The organism is Amycolatopsis sp. NPDC051102, from assembly GCF_040682815.1.
Classification (GTDB): domain Bacteria; phylum Actinomycetota; class Actinomycetes; order Mycobacteriales; family Pseudonocardiaceae; genus Amycolatopsis.
Genome location: NZ_JBFBBT010000001.1, coordinates 227,699 through 245,896 on the forward strand (window position 1 = coordinate 227,699; position 18,198 = coordinate 245,896).

20 protein-coding genes and 1 pseudogene are annotated in these 18,198 nt (G+C 69.3%); 12 read left to right on the top strand and 9 right to left on the bottom strand.

Translation table 11 applies throughout. From position 1 onward, the window contains the following. Positions 1–82: 82 nt before the first annotated feature. Together AB0M93_RS00900 and AB0M93_RS00905 are read right to left on the bottom strand one after the other, a co-directional pair. Positions 83–931, bottom strand: coding sequence for a slipin family protein (locus AB0M93_RS00900; protein WP_364266614.1), 849 nt, complete (start codon positions 929–931; stop codon positions 83–85). A 29-nt stretch (positions 932–960) separates the two neighbouring features. Continuing rightward, positions 961–1,635 (bottom strand): BON domain-containing protein, encoded by a 675-nt coding sequence (locus AB0M93_RS00905; RefSeq protein WP_364266616.1) that lies wholly within the window; start codon positions 1,633–1,635, stop codon positions 961–963. A gap of 92 nt (positions 1,636–1,727) precedes the next feature. On the opposite strand from AB0M93_RS00905, the gene AB0M93_RS00910 reads away from it, so the two are divergent. After that, positions 1,728–2,408: a response regulator transcription factor gene (locus tag AB0M93_RS00910; RefSeq protein WP_364266619.1), complete on the top strand. Its 681-nt coding sequence runs from the start codon at positions 1,728–1,730 to the stop codon at positions 2,406–2,408. On the opposite strand, the gene AB0M93_RS00915 is transcribed toward AB0M93_RS00910, so the two are convergent. Beyond that, entirely contained in the window at positions 2,368–3,270 is a 903-nt protein-coding gene (locus tag AB0M93_RS00915; protein WP_364266622.1) for a hypothetical protein, read from the bottom strand. The two genes, AB0M93_RS00910 and AB0M93_RS00915, sit on opposite strands and share 41 nt — an antisense overlap. Before the next feature lie 148 nt (positions 3,271–3,418). On the opposite strand from AB0M93_RS00915, the gene AB0M93_RS00920 reads away from it, so the two are divergent. Next, positions 3,419–5,011: a GAF domain-containing protein gene (locus AB0M93_RS00920; RefSeq protein WP_364266625.1), complete on the top strand. Its 1,593-nt coding sequence runs from the start codon at positions 3,419–3,421 to the stop codon at positions 5,009–5,011. Between the two features lie 251 nt (positions 5,012–5,262). On the opposite strand, the gene AB0M93_RS00925 is transcribed toward AB0M93_RS00920, so the two are convergent. Next, entirely contained in the window at positions 5,263–5,583 is a 321-nt protein-coding gene (locus tag AB0M93_RS00925; RefSeq protein ID WP_364266628.1) for a hypothetical protein, read from the bottom strand. A gap of 203 nt (positions 5,584–5,786) precedes the next feature. Between AB0M93_RS00925 and AB0M93_RS00930 the strand changes: the two genes are divergently transcribed. Next, entirely contained in the window at positions 5,787–7,037 is a 1,251-nt protein-coding gene (locus tag AB0M93_RS00930; RefSeq protein WP_364266631.1) for a sulfite oxidase, read from the top strand. Then, a complete protein-coding gene (locus tag AB0M93_RS00935; RefSeq protein WP_364266634.1) occupies positions 7,034–7,216 on the top strand; it encodes a hypothetical protein in 183 nt (60 codons plus the stop codon). Before AB0M93_RS00930 ends, AB0M93_RS00935 begins: the two co-directional genes overlap by 4 nt. A 4-nt stretch (positions 7,217–7,220) precedes the next feature. Here the strand turns inward: AB0M93_RS00935 and AB0M93_RS00940 are convergent, their stop codons facing one another. Beyond that, on the bottom strand, positions 7,221–7,844 hold the full coding sequence (locus tag AB0M93_RS00940) for a nitroreductase family protein (RefSeq protein ID WP_364266637.1): 624 nt from the start codon (positions 7,842–7,844) through the stop codon (positions 7,221–7,223). 28 nt (positions 7,845–7,872) lie between these two features. Between AB0M93_RS00940 and AB0M93_RS00945 the strand changes: the two genes are divergently transcribed. After that, positions 7,873–8,496: a TetR family transcriptional regulator gene (locus AB0M93_RS00945; protein WP_364266640.1), complete on the top strand. Its 624-nt coding sequence runs from the start codon at positions 7,873–7,875 to the stop codon at positions 8,494–8,496. Positions 8,497–8,638: 142 nt separating this feature from the next. Here AB0M93_RS00945 and AB0M93_RS00950 read toward each other — a convergent pair whose 3' ends face one another. Beyond that, the gene (locus AB0M93_RS00950) at positions 8,639–9,328 is read right to left on the bottom strand and encodes a hypothetical protein (RefSeq protein WP_364266643.1); all 690 of its coding nucleotides are present in this window, start codon (positions 9,326–9,328) and stop codon (positions 8,639–8,641) included. 75 nt (positions 9,329–9,403) lie between these two features. On the opposite strand from AB0M93_RS00950, the gene AB0M93_RS00955 reads away from it, so the two are divergent. The 4 genes and pseudogenes from AB0M93_RS00955 to AB0M93_RS00970 all read left to right on the top strand — a co-directional run bounded on the left by AB0M93_RS00955 (position 9,404) and on the right by AB0M93_RS00970 (position 12,545). After that, on the top strand, positions 9,404–9,559 hold the full coding sequence (locus tag AB0M93_RS00955; RefSeq protein WP_364266646.1) for a hypothetical protein: 156 nt from the start codon (positions 9,404–9,406) through the stop codon (positions 9,557–9,559). Between the two features lie 132 nt (positions 9,560–9,691). After that, a pseudogene (locus tag AB0M93_RS00960) lies at positions 9,692–10,083 on the top strand (ATP-binding cassette domain-containing protein); the annotation flags it as partial. Between the two features lie 159 nt (positions 10,084–10,242). Beyond that, positions 10,243–11,373: a dimethylsulfone monooxygenase SfnG gene (gene sfnG / locus AB0M93_RS00965; protein WP_364268891.1), complete on the top strand. Its 1,131-nt coding sequence runs from the start codon at positions 10,243–10,245 to the stop codon at positions 11,371–11,373. Next, entirely contained in the window at positions 11,370–12,545 is a 1,176-nt protein-coding gene (locus AB0M93_RS00970) for an acyl-CoA dehydrogenase family protein (protein ID WP_364266649.1), read from the top strand. The genes sfnG and AB0M93_RS00970 overlap by 4 nt, the downstream gene beginning before the upstream one ends. A 351-nt stretch (positions 12,546–12,896) precedes the next feature. Here the strand turns inward: AB0M93_RS00970 and AB0M93_RS00975 are convergent, their stop codons facing one another. Next, positions 12,897–13,865 carry an LLM class flavin-dependent oxidoreductase gene (locus tag AB0M93_RS00975; RefSeq protein WP_364266651.1) on the bottom strand — a complete coding sequence of 323 codons (969 nt, stop codon included), beginning with the start codon at positions 13,863–13,865 and terminating at the stop codon, positions 12,897–12,899. A 78-nt stretch (positions 13,866–13,943) separates the two neighbouring features. Continuing rightward, positions 13,944–14,462: a siderophore-interacting protein gene (locus tag AB0M93_RS00980; protein ID WP_364266654.1), complete on the bottom strand. Its 519-nt coding sequence runs from the start codon at positions 14,460–14,462 to the stop codon at positions 13,944–13,946. Positions 14,463–14,604: 142 nt separating this feature from the next. Here AB0M93_RS00980 and AB0M93_RS00985 point away from each other — a divergent pair, with 142 nt between their 5' ends. From AB0M93_RS00985 to AB0M93_RS00995, 3 genes are all read left to right on the top strand, one after another. Further along, positions 14,605–15,390, top strand: a complete 786-nt coding sequence (locus tag AB0M93_RS00985) for a helix-turn-helix transcriptional regulator (RefSeq protein ID WP_364266657.1) — start codon at positions 14,605–14,607, stop codon at positions 15,388–15,390. A gap of 163 nt (positions 15,391–15,553) precedes the next feature. Further along, positions 15,554–16,732: a 4-hydroxybenzoate 3-monooxygenase gene (locus AB0M93_RS00990; RefSeq protein ID WP_364266660.1), complete on the top strand. Its 1,179-nt coding sequence runs from the start codon at positions 15,554–15,556 to the stop codon at positions 16,730–16,732. 21 nt (positions 16,733–16,753) lie between these two features. Continuing rightward, positions 16,754–17,023 carry a hypothetical protein gene (locus AB0M93_RS00995; RefSeq protein ID WP_364266663.1) on the top strand — a complete coding sequence of 90 codons (270 nt, stop codon included), beginning with the start codon at positions 16,754–16,756 and terminating at the stop codon, positions 17,021–17,023. Positions 17,024–17,029: 6 nt separating this feature from the next. On the opposite strand, the gene AB0M93_RS01000 is transcribed toward AB0M93_RS00995, so the two are convergent. Beyond that, positions 17,030–18,196 (bottom strand): ROK family protein, encoded by a 1,167-nt coding sequence (locus AB0M93_RS01000; protein WP_364266666.1) that lies wholly within the window; start codon positions 18,194–18,196, stop codon positions 17,030–17,032. Positions 18,197–18,198 lie beyond the last annotated feature (2 nt).

The window sequence follows — 18,198 nt, forward strand, 5'->3', positions numbered from 1 at the left end:
TCCTCACGGGGCCGGTGACCCACCCGGGTCCGCAGTGCTCTGTCCTTTTCGCACAGAACACTGCGGAGTCCCTGGGTGCGGGTCAGCGTTCTTCGGCCCGGGTTCCGTTGACGGCCGCTTTCGCCGGCACGATCGGGGCCGTGGCGGCCGGTTCCGGCCGGGTCGCGGCGGCGCTCTCGCGGGCCAGGAAGGAGCCCAGCTCGCCGATGGTGCTCATCAGCGGGGCGGGGAACACGACGGTGGTGTTCTTGTCCACGCCGATCTCCACCAGGCTTTGCAGGTTGCGCAGCTGCAGCGCGAGCGGGTGCGCCATCATCGTGTCCGACGCGTCGCCGAGTGCGGCGGCGGCGAGGGATTCGCCTTCGGCGCTGATGATCTTGGCGCGCTTTTCGCGTTCCGCTTCGGCCTGCCGGGCCATCGCCCGCTTCATCGTGTCGGGCAGCTGGATGTCCTTCAGCTCCACCAAAGTCACTTCGACGCCCCAGTCGAGCGTGGTGACGTCCAGGATCCGGCGGATGTCGACGTTGATGCTGTCGGTCTCGGACAGCGTCTCGTCCAGCGTGTGCTGCCCGACGACCTTCCGCAGCGTCGTCTGGGCGATCTGGTCGATCGCGGCGTAGACGTTCTCGATCGCGACGACCGATTTCACCGCGTCCCGCACCCGGAAGTAGGCGACCGCGGACACGTCCACGCTCACGTTGTCGCGGGTGATGATGCCCTGGGACTGGATCGGCATCGTGATGATCCGCAACGGCACCCGGCGCAGGACGTCGACGACGGGGATGATCAGCCGCAATCCCGGCTCGCGCACGCCGATCACCCGGCCGAGCCGGAACAGGACGCCCTGTTCGTACTGCTTGACGATCCGCACCGCGGAGGCCAGCAGGAGCAGCAGCGCGGCGGCGATGACGATGATCACGAAGACGTTCATGGTGCTCCAGACTCCACGCGGGAGAAGGTTCAGCCCGAGAGCTTCACCTGGTTGTCGACCGCGGTCACGCCGGGGGCGAACCACGCGGTCTGCTCGGCCGAACGGCGTTCGGCCGGGGTGAGGACCTGGCCGGTCAGGGTGACCTGGCCGTCGTCGATGCCGACCTCGACGTGCTGCGCGAACCCCGGCGCGTGCCGGGCGAGCGCCGCGACGATCTGCGCCTTGGTCTCGGCCGGGGTGACTCCCGGCGAACGCCGCAGCGTGATCAGGTTCCGCACCCCGCTGATGCCGGGGAGCACGGCCACCGCCCGGCGGGCGGCTTCGCGCTGGTGGTGCCAGTCCACCGAGCCGCGCAGGGTGACCACCCGGTCGCGCACGTCGACCTGAACCGAGTCCTTCGGCACGAGGACGGTGTGACGGTCGAACACGGTCATGGCGTCCCGGGCGAGATCCGCGTCCGCCGGAACGTCGTCGCCGTGCCGGACGATGATCTTGTCCGCGGTCGTGGTCACGCCCTGGACCCGCGTCGCGGCGCGCAGCGCCTCTTCCTTCTCGGGGTAGGTGCCGACGTGTCCGGACAGCGTCGCGACCCCGCCTGAGACGGTCACGCCGATCCCTTCGGCGTTGACGCTGGGGGTCCAGGCGAGTTCATCGGTGACAGCGGTCTTGAGGTGATGATCGGGCCTGTGCTGGATCTCTGTCATCCTTCGAGCGTGGTCCGGCCGCGCCGCGCGGCCTAGTGCCGCCGGACCTTTCTTCCGGGGTCGTTCGGCGCGGGCGGGCGTAGGCTGGCGGAGTGGATGACAGCTCGCAGCACGACTTGCCCGTCATCACGGTCTTCCTGGTCGACGACCACGAACTCGTGCGGCGCGGGGTCGCCGAACTCGTCGACGACGAACCCGACCTGACCGTCGTCGGACAGGCTTCCTCGGTCGCCGAGGCCATGGCCAGGATCCCCGCGCTGCGCCCGGACGTGGCGGTGCTCGACGTGCGGCTGCCCGACGGGAACGGCGTGGAGCTGTGCCGTGACCTGCGCGGGGTGCTGCCCGGCCTGCGGTGCCTGATGCTGACCTCCTTCACCGACGAGGATTCGATGGTCGAAGCGGTCCTGGCCGGTGCCGAGGGGTATGTCATCAAGGACGTGAAGGGGTTGCAGCTGGTCGACGCCATCCGCCGGGTGGGGTCCGGCGAGACCCTGCTGGACGCCCGGGCGGTCGCCGCGCTCGTGACCGAGCTGCGGGCGAAGACCGGGAAACCGGGTCCCTTGGCCGCGCTGAGCGAGCAGGAGCTCGTCCTGCTGGACCTGCTCGGCGAAAGCCTGACGAACCGGCAGATCGCCGAGCGGATGTTCCTGGCGGAGAAGACCGTCAAGAACTACGTGTCCCGCCTGCTGGCGAAGCTCGGCCTGGAGCGGCGCTCCCAGGCGGCGGTGCTGGTCACCGGGATCCACGACGCGGAGCGCCGTCCGGGCGGCTAGCGGCGAACGGGTGCTCGTCGCTGATCACGACGTCCTCGAGCGGGGTCCGCGTCGACGACGGCACCGCGGTGCCGTGGCCGAGGCGCAGCATGATCTGGGGCCAGAGCCCCCCGCCGAGCAGCTGCCGCAGTTCACGCCGGGTCGCCGGCAGTGCCATCGCCTGCGAGGAGAGCGCCGCCGAGATCCCGGCGGCGGCGGCCGTCAGCAGCACCCGCTGCATGGCCTGGCCGGCCTGGAGCCGGCCGAGGGGAGTGTCGTGCAGCGTGCCGATGACCGCGACCAGCCGGCCGGGTTCGACGTCGAGGTCACTCCCGCCGCCGGGTCCCGGTGCCGCCGGCGGGACTTCCGTGCGGCGCATGATGTCGCGCAGCTGCGGCACCTGGTCGGCGGTGACGGTGGCCAGCCAGGCGCGTTCCACTTCGGCCGCCCGCCGGAGCTGCCGCTGCACCGCGTCGGGGACGACGGCGGCGGTGAACGGACGCCGGTTGCTCTGCCGGCCGGCGATCGCCGCCACGAGTTCCCCGTCGTGCGGGGCGATCGTCTCGTAGCCGTGCGGCTGCACGACGGCGAGCAGGTCGGGCCGCCCCGCCGTGGGGAACAGCCGGACGTCGGCGTGGCTGCCCTGTGCCTTGATCGCCAGCCGGAGGTTGAGCAGGGCCGCGCCGCAGTCCAGCATTCGTTCCCGTTGCTCGCTGTCGGTGCCGGTGGTGAGCGGATCCGCGTACAGCTCGAGGGAATCCGGGGTGCACTGGAACCGCCACGGGCGGGCGGACCGCAGCGGCGGGGGAGCCGTGGCCGCGAGGAGGACGGCGTGCACCTGGCTTGCGCTGAGGTGGCCGACGGGCATGACACCGGTCTTCATGGACGGCTCCGAACTCCTGGATTACTGGATGCGCTTTCACCGTCCGCCCGGGCCACGGGCTCCGCCCAGTGCCGAACGGCCTCCGCCTCCGGGCGAAGGTCGTCGGTTGCGAGCCCGGTCCGGGACCGCTTTGTGTCACAGTGGTGACATGCCCGAGGAAACGACATCGGGCCGGGACCGGATGGACGCGCTGCCGGCAGCCGTCCTCGCCTTTTCCGCCGGTCTGGAGCTCGAGACGACGCTGGACCGGATCGTCACCGCCGCGGCCGGCCTGGTCGGCGCCCGGTACGGCGCGCTGGCCCTGCTCGACGAGGACGGCCGGACGACCGCGTTCGCCGTGACCGGCGTCGACGAGGCCACGCGGGCGCGGCTGGGGCCGCCACCGGACGGCCATGGCCTGCTCGGCGCGCTGGTGACCGGCCGGGCTCCGGTGCGCCTGGCCCACCTGGGGAAGGGCGAGTTTCCGCCGGAACATCCCTCGATGGGGGCGTTCCTCGGTGTCCCGTTGCTGGTGCGGGGCGAGGTCCTCGGACGGCTGTACCTCAGCCGCGAGCAGCCGTTCACGACCGACGACGAACGGGCGACCGTGGCGCTGGCGGCGGCGGCCGGGATCGCGGTCGACAACGCGCGGCTCTACGAGGAGAGCCGGAGCAGGCAACGGTGGCTGGAAGCCACCGGAGAAATCTCCGCCGAGCTCTTGGGCGGCACGGACGTCCGTGAGGTGCTGCACCTGATCGCGACCCGGGCCGCCGAGCTCACCGGCGCCGACGACGCGCTCATCGCGCTGCCCGAGTCGCCCGGTGGGGCACTCGTCGTCACGGTGTGCGCCGGCCCCGACGCCGACGTGCTGGCCGGCCGCCGGATCCCGCTCGACGGCTCGACCGCCGGTGCGGTACTGCGCGACCACGTGCCGCGCAGCGTGCCGAGCCTGGCGTTCGACCTGGCCGCCGGTCTGGGCGTGGACCTCGGGCCGGCACTGGTGGTGCGGTTGCGGTCCGGTTCGCGATCCGGCGCGGCGGTGCTCCTGGCGATCCGTGGGCGGGGGGCGGCGCGGTTCGGCGAGCACGAGCTGCAGCTCGTGTCCGCCTTCGCCGACCAGGCCGCGCTGGCGCTGCGGGACGCCGAAAGCCAAGCCGCCCGCCGGGAGCTGGACGTCGTGGTGGACCGCGACCGGATCGCCCGCGACCTCCACGACCACGTCATCCAGCGGCTGTTCGCGGTGGGCCTGGGCATCGAGGGCACCCGGCGCCGGTCCGATTCGCCCGCGGTCACCGGCCGGCTCACCCAGCACATCGACCAGCTCCAGGACGTCATCGAGGAGATCCGCAGCGCGATCTTCGCCCTGCACGCACAGCCCGGCGCCGGGCGGGGCCTGCGGGCGCGCCTGCAGAACGCGATCACCGACGGATGCGCCGACTCCGCGATCCGCACGACGGTGCGGCTGTCGGGTGCGTTCGACCGGGTGCCGGCCGGTCTGGCGGAGCACGCCGAGGCGGTCGTCCGCGAAGCGGTCAGCAACGTCCTACGGCACGCGAGGGCAGCCGAACTGGCGGTCACCGTGTCCCTGGACGACGACCTGGTCGTCGAGGTGTCGGACACGGGGATCGGGATGCCGGAAGCCGTGGCCCGCAGCGGACTCCGCAACCTCGAGCAGCGCGCCGCGGAGGCGGGCGGATCGTTGCGGCTCGACCGCCCGGCCGGAGGTGGCACGCGTCTGGTGTGGACGGTCCCCGTTCCCTGACGCCGGGGGAGCCTGTGGACGTCACCGACCGGGTGGTTCGCCCACGGACTGGTCACACGAGCCGCAGGTCGGTCGTGAACTTCAGGGTGGGGATATGGATCAACTCGGACACTCAATTACCCCATAGAGTCGCGCGTCGCGGCGAGGTCAGGGTAGCAGCTGCTGGTCGCCGGCGGTCTCGTCTATGGTGGTGAGTGCGCATGGTGGACTGCATGCTTTGACGTCTCGAGTCGGGCCGCCGCACATGATCGTCAGACTTTTCGATCTGAGGTAGTCGGCGATCGCGGACCCATCATCATCGGCAGTCCCGGCGAATCGCGCGCGGAGATCGTTGAGTAGGTGGTCTTCACGGACGTAGACGTTCTTGGCGAGTTCTGATGGGCGGTTGCGGGCGCTGGTGTGGCCGTGCCGGCAGCGGTGCCTGGCCGGCCGTTGATCCAGTGCGAGTCCAGCCGGCGGCCGCACAACTGACATTGCACGAGCCCCGCCAGCACGTACGTCCTGGTGCCGCCGTGCTGGGTGGGCCGTGCCGCGCGCATGCCCTGCACCGCCAGAAACGTCGCCTCGTCCACGAGAGCAGGGTGTGTCACCTTCTTCGACTCTGTCCAACCTGGTGCCGCCGACGGCCGGGCGGGAGCACCCCGGTTGGCCGGGCCGGTTGTTTCGGCGCCGTGCCGGTTCCACACCTGCCGGCGATCGAACCGTCCGTTGCAGGCTTCTGTTCCGCTGTGTGGACGTGCTGGCCGTCCGGGAGCGGGATCTTGAGAATGCCCGCATGACGGGGTTGACCGAAGAGACTGCCTACGACCGAGTGCGCCTCGCTCAGTGGAAGGCGGGGGAGGCCCGCCTGCTGGGGCTCAGCAGGCGCGAGTTGCTGCGGCTGACGGCGGCCGGTGGTCTCGCGCTGGCCGCCGCCGGAACCACGACGGGCACGGCGTCGGCAGCCGGCCCGATCGTGAAGCCGCTGCCGCCGGAGTGGTTCGACGTCTACGGCAGCAACGCCGAGACCCGTTGGGAGGCGATGAGCGGGCAGGGTTACCTGACACCGGTCGACCGGTTCTTCGTCCGCGACCACACCTCGACCCCGGTGCTCGACGCCGCCACCTGGCGGCTGAAGGTGTTCGGCACCGGGCTGCGGCGCGGGCCGGTCGAGTTCACCTACCGGGATTTGCGCGCGCTGCCGTCGGAGACGATCACCGCGTTCATCGAGTGCGCGGGCAACGGGCGGAGTTTCTTCACCAGCCAGCAGGGCCAGAGCGTCAGCGGAACGGCGTGGAAGCTCGGCGCGGTCGGAGTCGCGCGCTGGCGCGGCGTCCGGCTTGCGACCGTGCTTGCCCAGGCCAGGCTGTCCCGCCACGCCGTGGACGTGCTCCCCGAGGGACTCGACCCGGACTACGTGACGGGCGGGGTGAACCTGGGCAAGGTGCGGCGGCCGCTGCCGGTGGGCAAGGCACTGCAGGACGTCCTGCTGGCGTACGAGATGAACGGGCAGCCACTGCCGCCCGACCACGGTTCCCCCGTGCGGCTCGTGGTGCCGTCGTGGGCCGGGATCTCGTCCATCAAGTGGCTGGGCCGGATCGAAGTGTCGGCGGAACCGCTGGTGTCGCCGTGGAACACCCAGTACTACCGGCTACTGGGCCCGGACTACCCGGCCGAGGGCACGCTCGTCACCGAGCAGGTGGTGAAGAGCGCGTTCGAGCTCCCGTGGGGCGCGACGCTGGCGGCCGGGCAGCGGCACGTGCTGCGCGGCCGCTCCTGGTCGGGCCACGGCCGGATCCGGCGGGTCGAAGTGAGTACGGACGGCGTCACGTGGAAGCTCGCGAAGCCGATCAGTCCGGCGCTCGACCGTGGCTGGCTGCAGTGGGAGTTCCCGTGGCGCCCGCGCGCGGCGGGGGCGTACACGCTGCGGGCGCGGGCCACGGACGTCACCGGCGTCACCCAGCCGGACGTCGCGCCCTACAACACGCAGGGCTACTTGTTCGGCGCAGTCGTCCGGCACCCCGTCACGGTCGGCAGCGCGCCGTGAAGCGGGTGGTTCGCGCGCTCGCCCGGGCGCTGACCGGCGTGGGCTGGGTGCTGGTGCTGCCGGTCCTGCCGTTCGAGCCCGGGGTGGTGGTTCCGGTGCAGCGGTCCGCGGCGGGTGTCCCGCGGGTGCCGCTTTCGCGTCAGGAACGGGAAACCTTCCGGCGGATCGTCTCGGGCTGAACGGTCACCCTGGTGGCTGAGGGGAGCCCCAGGTGTCGAGGTAGGTGATGTCCTCGACGGCCGGGCGCGTGGCGGGCAGGAAGTCGCGCTGGGTTGTGTAGGCGACGGCGAGCAGGCTGATCTGGGTGACGTCGTCGGGGATGCCGAGCTGCTCGGCGACGTCGGCTTCGTGGTCTTGGAGGTGGTAGCCGCAGATGGAGCTGCCGAGGCCGCGGGCGCGCAGGGCGAGCTGGAAGCTCCAGATGGCGGGGTAGACGGAGCCGAAGTACGCGGACTGGGAGAACGCGTCGGCCGGTGGGCGGCCGATCATGCAGGGGATGGCCAGGACCGGGACGCGTTCGAGGTTGCGGACGAGGTGCTGGGCGGACTTCAGCGCGCGCTCTTCGACGAGGTGGCCGTACTGAGCCCAGGCAGCTTCGGCGGTCTCGCGGTTGTAGGCGGCGATCTTGGCTTTGGTGCCCGCGTCGCGGACGAGCAGCCAGCGGAACTGCGCGGCCATGCTGCCTGCCGCGGGCGCCTGCTGCGCGATGCGGAGGCAGTCGTCGAGCACGTCCTGCGGGACTTCGCGGTCGAGGTCGAGCTTGCGGCGGACGGAGCGGGTGGTGGTGAGCACGGTTTCGGCGTCCATACTTACAGTGTATGCGTACACTGTAAGTATGTCTCTGACTCGCGAGAAAGTCCTCGACACGGCGTTGCGGCTGGCCGACGAGCAGGGCTTGGCGGCGTTGTCGATGCGCAAGGTCGCCGCTGCGGCCGGCGTCGAGGCGATGTCGCTTTACAACCACGTCCGGAACAAGGGCGATCTGCTGGACGGGCTCACCGCCCGGGTCTTCGAAGAGGTGTCCCTGCCGGATCCCGCGTTGCCGTGGGACCGGCGGCTCAGGGCGTTGGCCGAGGGGCTGCACGCGAGCTTTACGCGGCATCCGGTCGTCGTGCGGGCGCTGGTGGCGCAGGATGCGAACCCGCGTTCGGCCGGGGCGTTGCGGGTGATCGATGCGCTCCTCGGCGCTCTGCTCGACGGGGGCTCGGACGAGCAGGCGGCGGCGCGCGCTTACCGGTCGTTGCTGGGGATGCTGTTCGGCTCGGTGCTCACGGGTACCGCCGGGGCCGGCGCCCCGGCGGTGCGGGACGAGCCGGTGGTGGCGTATTTCCGCCGGGTAGCTGCGGTGGAGGAGCTGCCGAGCTTGCTCCGCGTGCTGCCCGCGCTGGAGGCGGGCGACTGCGTGCAGGACTTCGAGTTCCAGCTCGGGCTGTTGATCGGGGGGCTGCGTCCGGGGTGAGGAGTCAGACGGCGGCGAGCCGGCGGAAGCGGCTGCCGTGGAAGACCAGTGGTGGGGTTTCGGCTGTGTGCAGGCCGTGGATGCGCAGCAGGGCGATCAGGTGGTCGCCCGCCGGGACCTCCTCGTGCAGAGAGCACTCCAGTCACGTGCTCGAGCCGCTGATGAACACGCTGCCGTGCGGGCCGGGTTCCCAGCCGACGTCCCGGAAGCGGTCGCCTTGCCGGGCCGACAGGCGTAGGCACGCCTCGTCCTGTCCTTCGGCGAGAACGCTCAAGCCGAGCCGGCGACCTCGCAGCCGGGGCCAGGAGGTGACGGGCAGCAGCTCGATCATCGGTTCCCTCTCTCGATCGGTGGTCGCCAGGCCCGAACTTCCGGGACCGGGCCGGTGAATCGTTCGACGTCGACGGCGGCGTGCTGTCCCGCGCAGCCCTGCGACAGCCGCGACGACGGGATGTCCGCAGTCGGTGCGCTGCAGCGACCAGGTGACCGTGATCAGTGTCCGGTGGGCAGCCATTTCCCTGGCCGGTGCGACGATGCCGGCGGCCGGGATACCCGTGATTTCGGCCGCCCAGACCGGGTCCTTGTCGAGCAGGTAGCGCTCGAACGCGGGGTAGCCGACGCAGTAGCGGTCGAGGAAATCCAGGTCGTGCAGGCCTTCGGCGACGAGCGTGCGGGCCAGCGCGAGCATCAGCGCGGTGTCGGTGGCGGGGCGGATCGGGTACCAGTGGGCGTCCACCGTGGATGGCAGGTCGTCCCGCAGCGGGCTGACGAACGCGACGCGCCCGCGGTCGAGTTCCCGGCGGCGCCGGTCGTCTTCGCCACCTCGGTCCACAGCCGCTGGTCGACCACCTCCCCGGTTGCGGCGGCTTCCAAGAGCCGTTGCGAGCCGACGGCTGCCCCGAGCCGGATGGCGTCTTCCGAGGCGCCGCCGAAGTACACCGGGATCCCGGCGGCCGGGCCGGCCTGCGCGAAGAGTTCCCAGAGTGCGAGCACCGCGATCGGCGTCAGCCAGAACACGACCCGGTACGGGAACCGGAACGCGGCGGTGATGGGCGGTCGATGAAGCGGTGGTCGAGGAAGGCTCCTCGGTCGTCACCGCGCCGACGCACCCCTACACGCAGCAGCTGATCGCGGCGGCGCCGAGCCCGGCTGTCGAACTTCACCGAACCCGCCGACGGTGTCTCCAGGCGAAGCACGGATGCAGATCATCTACCAGAACCCGTACGCGCCGCTGAACCCGAAGTTCTCGATCGAGGACGTCGTCGCGGAACCATTGCGCGCGTTCGGGGTGCCGGACCGTCCGGCCCGCGTTTCCGAGCTGCTGGAGCAGGTGGCATTGCCTTCCTCGGTGGCGTGTCGCAAGCCGACCGAGCTGTCGGGAGGCCAGCGGCAACGGGTGCGATCGCCCGCGCCCGGGCGCTGAAGCCGGAGCTGGTCGTGTGCGACGAACCGGTGCCTGCGCTGGATGTTTCGGTCCAGGCCCAAATCCTGCGTCTGCCGGCCGACCTGCAGTCCTCGCTGGGCTTGTCGTACCTGTTCATCTCACACGACCTGGCCGTGGTCCGGCAGCTCGCGGACCACGTCGGAAGTCGGAGTACACGAAGGAGCAGCCCATGACTCCAGGACTGTAGGCCCCGCTGGGCCGTGGGGACAGTGCAGTGCCGGCTCGTCCATTGTTTGGGACTGCGAGTTCTCATGTCGTGGATGCCGTTGCTGCGACGGGTGCCGTACTCCACCCTGCCGATCATGACCCAGATCCACGAACCTCTGAAATTCGCCTATTGGGTGCCGAACGTCAGTGGCGGACTCGTCACCAGTGATATCGAGCAGCGCACGGATTGGGGGTACGAATACAACCGGGATCTCGCGGTCATCGCCGAGAACAACGGTTTCGAGTACGCCCTCACGCAGGTGCGGTACACCGCCAGCTACGGCGCCGCTTATCAGCACGAATCCACCGGCTTCAGCCTCGCGTTGCTGCTGGCGACACAGCGGCTGAAGGTGATCGCCGCTGTGCACCCCGGCTTGTGGCACCCGGGCGTGCTGGCCAAGTTCGTCGCGAGCGCGGACGTCCTTTCCGGCGGCCGGGCCGCGGTGAACGTCGTCAGCGGCTGGTTCAAGGACGAGTTCACCGGGCTCGGGGAGCCCTGGCTGGAGCACGATGAGCGCTACCGCCGGTCCGAAGAGTTCATCCGGGTGCTCAAGGAACTCTGGACGAACGACCACGCCGAGTTCGCCGGCGACTTCTACCGGATCCACGATTTCGACGTCAAACCCAAGCCGACCGCGGGGCAGGACCGCCCGCACCCGGAAGTCTTCCAGGGCGGGAACTCCACGGCCGCCCGGAAGCTGGCGGGCCGCGTCTCGGACTGGTACTTCAGCAACGGCAGGGACTACGACGGGTTCAGCGAGCAGGTGGCCGAGGTCCGCGGCTACGCCGCCGAGAACGACCACGCCGTCCGATTCGGCCTGAACGGGTTCGTGATCGCGCGGGAAAGCGAGTCCGAAGCGCGAGACGTGTTGCGCGAGATCGTCGCCAAAGCCAATGTGGAAGCGGTCGAGGGTTTCCGTTCGGCGGTGCAGCAGGCGGGCAACTCGACGGCGGACAAGAAGGGCATGTGGGCGGATTCGGAGTTCGCCGACCTCGTGCAGTACAACGACGGCTTCCGGACCCGCCTCATCGGCACCCCGGAACAGATCGCCGAGCGCGCCATCGAATACAAGCGGCGTGGTGCGAGCCTGCTGCTGCTCGGGTTCCTGCACTTCCAGGAGGAGATCGAGTACTTCGGCAAGCACGTCCTGCCGATCATCCGCGAATTGGAAGCCGACCTCGACCACAGTGCCGCGACACCCGAACCCGTGAGGAGCCGAGCATGACCGACTGGATCGAACGCGCCCGCGAGGTCGCCGCAAAACTCGCCGTGGACGCGGTCGAGCGCGACCGCCGAGGTGAGACCCCATACCAGGAAGTCCAGCTGCTGAAGGACACCGGCCTGGTCACCCTGCTCGGCCCGGCCGAGCACGGGGGAGGCGGGCAGACCTGGGAGACCGCGTACCGGGTGATCCGCGAGATCGCCGCGGCCGACGGCTCGATCGGGCAGCTGCTGGGCTACCACTACCTGTGGGCCTGGGCGGCGCGCCTGGTGGCCACCGACGCCCAAATTGCCGCCGTCGAAGAGCTGTACACCAAGGACAACCTGTTCTTCGGCGGCGCGGTGAACCCCCGAGACTCCGATCTGACGATCACCGAAGACGGCGACTCGATCATCTACAACGGACACAAATCGTTCTCCACCGGCAGCAAGGTATCCGACCTGACAGTCCTGGAAGGTGTCCTCGAAGGAACCGAGGACCACATCTTCGCGATCGTCCCGTCGAAGCAAGAAGGCATCACCTTCCACGACGACTGGGACAACATCGGCCAGCGCCTCACCGAATCAGGCAGCGTGACGATCGAGAACGTCCGGGTACCGTGGGCGTCGGCCGCCGGGTACGTCGACCGGACGTTCCAGCCGCTGGTCTACAACACCCTCAACGTGCCGGCGATCCAGCTCGTCTTCACCAACTTCTGCCTCGGCATCGCCCAGGGCGCGCTGGAGACCGCGCTCGCGTACACCAGGGACCAGACCCGTGCCTGGCCCTATGGCGGCGACGACAAGCAGTTCGCCTCGGAGGAGTGGTACATCCTCGACGGCTACGGCGACCTGCAGTCGAAGCTGTGGGCCGCGGAAGCCCTGGTCGACAAGGCGGGTGCGGCCATCTCCCGCGTGCTGCACGCCCCGCGGGAGGAGCTGACGCCCGAGACACGCGGAGAGGTGGCGGTGCTGATCGCCGCGGCCAAGCAACGCACGATCGACACGGGCCTGGAGATCGCGACGAGGATCTTCGAGCTGACCGGCGCACGGGCAAGCGCGTCGAAATACGGCCTCGACCGCTTCTGGCGCAACCTGCGGACCCACTCACTGCACGACCCGTTGCCGTACAAACGCCGCGAGGTGGGTGCGTACGCGCTGCTCGGCGAGTTCCCGACCCCGACCTGGTACACCTGAGGCGAGTTGGGGCCGGGGGTGCTCCGGCGGGGCCTCGTCGTTGCCGCGAGGCCTCGCCGCCCAGAGCCGTAGGTCAGAGTTGCGAGTCGATCGCCAGATGCCGGTCGACGCCGCCCGGCTATTCCGCGCCTGACCCATTGAGGCGGTGGTGACCCTTCGATAGTGCCGCAGTACTCGGAATAGACACTTGAACAACAAAGACGTACGAGCGCCAGTTGGCGCCGGACGGCGACGTGCAGCTACGGTCGGCGATGTGGGCTGTGACCAACTTTTCGTCGGCGCGGACCCATCCGCTCTTTCATGTACACCGCGCTGCCTTCCCATCTGTGTCAAAGCAGTCGCCGCCTCACGTCAGTCCAGCTGCGGGATCATTTCCGCGCCGATGAGCTCGACCATGTCGATGAACTCCTCGGTGGGGCAGCCGCCCATGTTGAGGGACAGGAGATGAGTGTCGGCGGTCAGTAGCTCGGCCGCGCGGCTGAGCCGGTCGGCGACTTCGGCCGGGCTGCCGACCATGGCTGGTCCGTGGGTCGTGACGTGGTCGAAGTCGAGAGGCTGGTCGTAGAACGGCGTCGAGGTGGGCTTGGCGCGGCTGCCCCGCTGCGTCATGAGGTCGAAGTACGCGCGGTACCGTGGTTCCCACCGTTCCCGGGCGGCCTGGCTGGTCTTGCCGACGTTGACGTGCCAGGCGGCCCCGATCCGCGGTTCCCGCCCGTGCCCGTAGGAAGCGAACTTCTCCCGGTAGACCTCGACACCGGGCTTGAGCTTCTCAGGATCTCCGAACACGCTGGGCAGCAGCAGGTCCAGGCCCAGGCGGGCGGCCAGCTCGACGCTCGTGCCCGACGCGCCGCCGCCGATCCACAGTGGCATGCCGGCGACCGGTTGCGGCTGCAGGCTGAATCCGTTGATCGCCTCTTTGAACAGTTCATGCGAGTCATCGACGCTTTGGCCGAACAGTGCGTAGGTGTCGGCGAAGAAGTGCCCGCGGCCGACGACGACCTCGCATCGGCCGCCGGAGAGGACGTCAACGGTGGCGTAGTCTTCCGCCACGCGGACCGGGTCGAGGTTGGCCGCGAGGGTCACTCCGGTCGAGAGACGTAGGTTCTTGGTGCGTTCGGCGATCGCCGCGAGGATCACCGGCGGGGCCGAGTAGATGTACTCGAGCCCGTGGTGCTCGCCGATGTGGACACTGTGGAACCCTGCCTCGTCGGCTGCCGCGGACGCGTCGACGATCGCGCGATGACGTTCGGACTGAGAGGGGAAGTAGCCGGTGACTGGATCTTCCATCCGGTCACCCAGGTCGAGCAGACTGATTTTCATCAGTGTTCTTCTCCCTTGTTCTACGCATACTCCACCGCTTGCTGTGCGCGGTCGGATGAGTTTCGTGCAGCACCCCGGTCACCCGAGAGCAGATCGTCCTCGTCGCCAGTAGCCCCGGAACGAGACAGCGGACTTGCAAACGTTTCGTTCGGCGACCAGGTGCTTGCGGATCCCCGTTGCCAAGGACGACTCGCCGGCGATCCAGGTGTAGAAGGGACCGTCGGGCAGTTCCGCGTCCCGCACGGTCTGCAGGGCGAGTGAGCCCGGCTGCAGGGACGAGCCGTTGCGGGGCAACCAGTGGATCCTCGTGGCGGCCGGCGCCGTCACCTCGTGGCGGATGTCGGCGTCGGTGGCTACCTCGAGCAACACCTTTGCCGGCAAGGTGTCGTGCGACTGGTCGAGGATCGCCAGGATTGCCGGTACCGCGCTCTCGTCGCCGACGAGAAGCTGCCAGCCGGCACCGGCGATGGGAACGTAGCCACCGCCTTCGTCCAGGAAGGCGACCTGTTCACCCGGCTTGGCTGCCCGTGCCCAAGCGAGTACGTCCTGACCCGTGGACGCCGCTTGGCCGACTGCAGGGACTGCCGCAGCATCCACTTCTCGCTGCTGGGCGCCGGTAGCCGGCCCTGAACGTTCCCAAGCCGGCCAAGGATCCCTCCGATGCACGCCGGTGCGTTGTGCTCACGTCACGAGCTTGTCCGCTGGCTCGGGTGCCCTGCCACCGTTAAACTGACGCTCGATGCAGGAAACCAGCCAACCTTCCCCGACGCCCGCGGCAACGGCCCCGGCGACGCTGCTGGGTGGTGCCTGGCTTCCGCACGGCTACCACCTCGACAGCCACTCCCACCCCGATGGTCAGCTGGTGTACGCGGCCGCCGGCGTCCTGGCCACGACGACGGAGCGTGGCACCTGGATGGCGCCCGCGAACCGGGTGACGTGGACTCCGCCGGGATTCGAGCACTCCCACCGCTTCTACGGGGACACCGATGCCCGCGTTCTCACCATCCCCGCCGACGAGTGCCATGACGTGGTGGCGTGGCCAAGCGTGTTCGCCGTCAGCCCGCTGGCACGCGAGGCGATCCTCGCGCTGACCGGCCACAGAGGCAGAACACCCGAAGCGGAGAAGCGGTTGCGCGCAGTGGTGATCGACGAGATCGTCGAGACTCCCGAACAGTCCTTGCACCTGCCCGAGCCGCACGACGATCGTCTGACGATCGTCACCGACCTGCTGCGCGCCGACCCGGCGCAGAACACCACGCTGACCGAACTGGGCCGCGCCGCCGGAGCCAGCGAACGCACCCTGAGCCGGCTGTTCCATGCCGAACTCGGCATGAGCTTCCATCGATGGCGCACCATCCTCCGGGTCCATCACGCGGTCCTGCACCTGACCGACGGCCGATCGGTGACCGACACCGCGATCGCCTGCGGGTGGTCCAACCCGTCCACGTTCATCGAGGCCTTCACCACCGTCATCGGGCAGACCCCAGGTCGGTACCAGGTCGAATCGCACCTCCGAGACCGCTAGTAGACCCCTGGCGCGTCAGCCCGCCGAAGTTGGCGGGTTTCCTTCATCCGGCGTCTTCTTATCGGTGGTTTGCACCTGGCTCGAGGGCCCACAGTGGAGATCGACAGCGGTCGGACTGCTCCGGCGCCGATCGTGAGACTTCTCCGAGAAGGTGGAAACGCAGATGACACAGGAAGCCGAAAAGACCGCCGTAGTGATCGTGGGGGGCGGGGTGGCCGGGCTCGCGCTGGGCACTTTCCTGCTCCGCAGCGGGATCCCGTGCACAATCCTGGAAAAGCGCAGCCGCCAGTACGTCGAAAACCGGCAGCGTGCCGGATCGCTGGACGCCGGCGGCGTGCGCATGCTGCGCCAATGGGGCATTGAAGAGGTTGTGGAAGAAGCCGCCGTATCTCCCCACGACGATCCCGTCGAATCGGAAATGCCGCTGCTGATCGACGGGGAGAAGCGGCTGTGGAAGATGGGCGACAGCGGTGACGACGAGGTGGGCTCGGCCTTCTGCCCGCAGCAGGTCCTCGTCCGCAATCTCATCAAGGTGTTTCTCCGTGACGGCGGCGACCTGCGGTTCGAGGCCGAGGGCATCTGTCTGGACGGCGTCGACACCGCAAGTCCGGTGGTCCGGTACCGGGACCCCACCGGCGCGGCCCGGGCGATCAACTGCGACATCGTCGCCGGGAGCGACGGGTACCACGGCGTCAGCAGGACGGCGATCCCCGACGACGTTCTCCGGTGCGACACCCACGAGTTCGGCTACGCCTGGCTGACCATCCTCGCGGAAGTTCCCGCCGATCCCCTGGCGACGATGGCCGTGCACACCCGCGGCTTCGCGGCGCAGATCACCCGCGCTCCCCAGGCAAGCCGACTTTACCTGCAGTGCCCGGTCACCGACTCCGTCGAGCAGTGGCCGGACGAGCGCATCTGGGCCGAGCTGGAAACGCGGTTCGGTTACCCGATCGAGGTCAAGGGGCCGATCGTGAGCAAGCAGGTCGTGCCGCTGCGCGGGGTGGTGTTCAGCCCGATGAGCTACGGCCGGCTCTACCTCGTGGGCGACGCCGCCCACCTCATCTCCCCGATGAGCGCCGAGGGAATGAGCCTGGCCCTGCACGACGCCGAGGTGCTCGCCCGCGCGGTCATCACGTACATCGACAAGGACGACGCGAGCCTGCTCGAGAAGTACTCCGATACCTGCCTGGACCACACCTGGCAGCGGCAGGCAGCGGCGGTCTGGATGACCCAGACGATGCACGACGCCGGCGACCCGTCCTATGAAGGCGAATTCCGCAAGCAGATCGCCAGGGTGAATCTGGAAAGCCTCGTCCAGCCGCGCACTACCGAAGGGAGCTGACCGAAACATCGAGACGACGTCATGATCGAGATCGCACCGCTCGACCACGTGGTGGTGTCGGTGCCGGTTGTAGTGGTGTTCGTAGGTCTTGAGGACGTGTCGTGCGTGGGCCTCTCCCGTGATGAGGATGTGGTCGAGGAGTTCGCGTCGGATGGTGCCGATGACCCGTTCGCAGTGGTCTTTCGGTGGCAGGACGGCTTCGTTGTCCGTGCGCAGATTGCTGCCGCCCGCGACTTGAGCGACCGACAGGCCTGTGTCACCGCCAGGCTGAGCTGCTCCAAGCACGGTTGACCTGCTTCAACCGTTCAGGAAGTGCTCGAGGGGGAGGGTGGCGGCACCGCGTGTTGCGGCGTCCGGGCCGAGGCTGCACAGGTCGATCGTTGTCGTGGCGAACGAGTGCTTCAGCGAGTGGCGGCGGGCAGCGTCGCGGATGGCGTCGAGATTGCGTTCGCCGAGAAGCAAGCCGACCCAGCCACCGAGGACGACGCGGGCGGGGTTGAGCAGATTGATCAGCCCGCCGATACCTGCGCCGAGGTAGCGGTGAGTCTCCGTCAGGACTCCGGTTCCCTGGTCGTCGTGGACGATGGCGGCGAGGGCTGGTCTCAGGTCGGCGTCTTCCGGGATGATCCCGCCCGCTTCGCGGAAACGGTCGAGGATCGCCTCGGCGCCGACGTAGGCCTCGAGGCAGCCTCTGCTGCCGCACCGGCAAGGACGCCCGCCGGCGACGAGGACGGTGTGCCCGAACTCGCCCACGCCTGTCGAGGTGCCGTGAGTGGTGGGGCCTCCGAAAACGACGCCGGCTCCCAAGTCCGAGCCCAGCAATGCGACCACCGTGCCGGGCGTTTCCCCGCCACTGCCGAACCACAGCTCGGCCCGTCCCGTGATGCCGGCGCGACTGTCGAAATGCAGCGGCAGGTCGGTTCCCCTGCTCAGCAGCTGCTCGAGGAGAACCGGGTTCCATCCTGGGCTCTCCGTCCTCTCGGGCGTTCGCCGGACACTGCCGGGCATGCCTACGCCGACTCCGAGGACTGCGTCGGAGGCAACGGCGCTCTTCCTCAGCACAGTGGTCAAGCCCGCGAGAATTCGCGAAGCGACCGTTTCCGTACCTTGCCGGCGGGAGTCGATGAGCCGGTCGGCTTTGGCGAGCTCGGTCATCGCCAGGTCGAACAGCCCGATCCGGATCCTCGTTTCGCCGACGTCCACTCCGACCACGAAGCCGTAGCCGGGGGCGACGCGCAACAGCTTTCGCGGCCGGCCGCCGTCGGAGTCCAGCGAGCCGTCCTCGGTCACGATGCCTTCACCGACCAGTTCGCGCACCACTTTGCCGACCGAGGCCGCGCTCAGTCCGGTGGCCGCTCCCAGAGCCTGGCGACTGGCCGGAGCACTGAAGTACAGCGAGCGCAGCAACAGCGAGCGGTTGTCTCGACCTAGAGCGCCCACGGTGCGCGGTTGGCGCTGCGTCATAG

Coding starts and splice junctions, on each gene's coding strand:
- AB0M93_RS00900 (WP_364266614.1), bottom strand. CDS start 931: ATGAACGTCTTCGTGATCATCGTCATCGCCGCCGCGCTGCTGCTCCTG.
- AB0M93_RS00905 (WP_364266616.1), bottom strand. CDS start 1,635: ATGACAGAGATCCAGCACAGGCCCGATCATCACCTCAAGACCGCTGTC.
- AB0M93_RS00915 (WP_364266622.1), bottom strand. CDS start 3,270: ATGAAGACCGGTGTCATGCCCGTCGGCCACCTCAGCGCAAGCCAGGTG.
- AB0M93_RS00920 (WP_364266625.1), top strand. CDS start 3,419: ATGCCCGAGGAAACGACATCGGGCCGGGACCGGATGGACGCGCTGCCG.
- AB0M93_RS00930 (WP_364266631.1), top strand. CDS start 5,787: ATGACGGGGTTGACCGAAGAGACTGCCTACGACCGAGTGCGCCTCGCT.
- AB0M93_RS00940 (WP_364266637.1), bottom strand. CDS start 7,844: ATGGACGCCGAAACCGTGCTCACCACCACCCGCTCCGTCCGCCGCAAG.
- AB0M93_RS00945 (WP_364266640.1), top strand. CDS start 7,873: ATGTCTCTGACTCGCGAGAAAGTCCTCGACACGGCGTTGCGGCTGGCC.
- AB0M93_RS00955 (WP_364266646.1), top strand. CDS start 9,404: ATGGCGTCTTCCGAGGCGCCGCCGAAGTACACCGGGATCCCGGCGGCC.
- sfnG (WP_364268891.1), top strand. CDS start 10,243: ATGACCCAGATCCACGAACCTCTGAAATTCGCCTATTGGGTGCCGAAC.
- AB0M93_RS00970 (WP_364266649.1), top strand. CDS start 11,370: ATGACCGACTGGATCGAACGCGCCCGCGAGGTCGCCGCAAAACTCGCC.
- AB0M93_RS00975 (WP_364266651.1), bottom strand. CDS start 13,865: ATGAAAATCAGTCTGCTCGACCTGGGTGACCGGATGGAAGATCCAGTC.
- AB0M93_RS00985 (WP_364266657.1), top strand. CDS start 14,605: ATGCAGGAAACCAGCCAACCTTCCCCGACGCCCGCGGCAACGGCCCCG.
- AB0M93_RS00990 (WP_364266660.1), top strand. CDS start 15,554: ATGACACAGGAAGCCGAAAAGACCGCCGTAGTGATCGTGGGGGGCGGG.
- AB0M93_RS00995 (WP_364266663.1), top strand. CDS start 16,754: ATGATCGAGATCGCACCGCTCGACCACGTGGTGGTGTCGGTGCCGGTT.
- AB0M93_RS01000 (WP_364266666.1), bottom strand. CDS start 18,196: ATGACGCAGCGCCAACCGCGCACCGTGGGCGCTCTAGGTCGAGACAAC.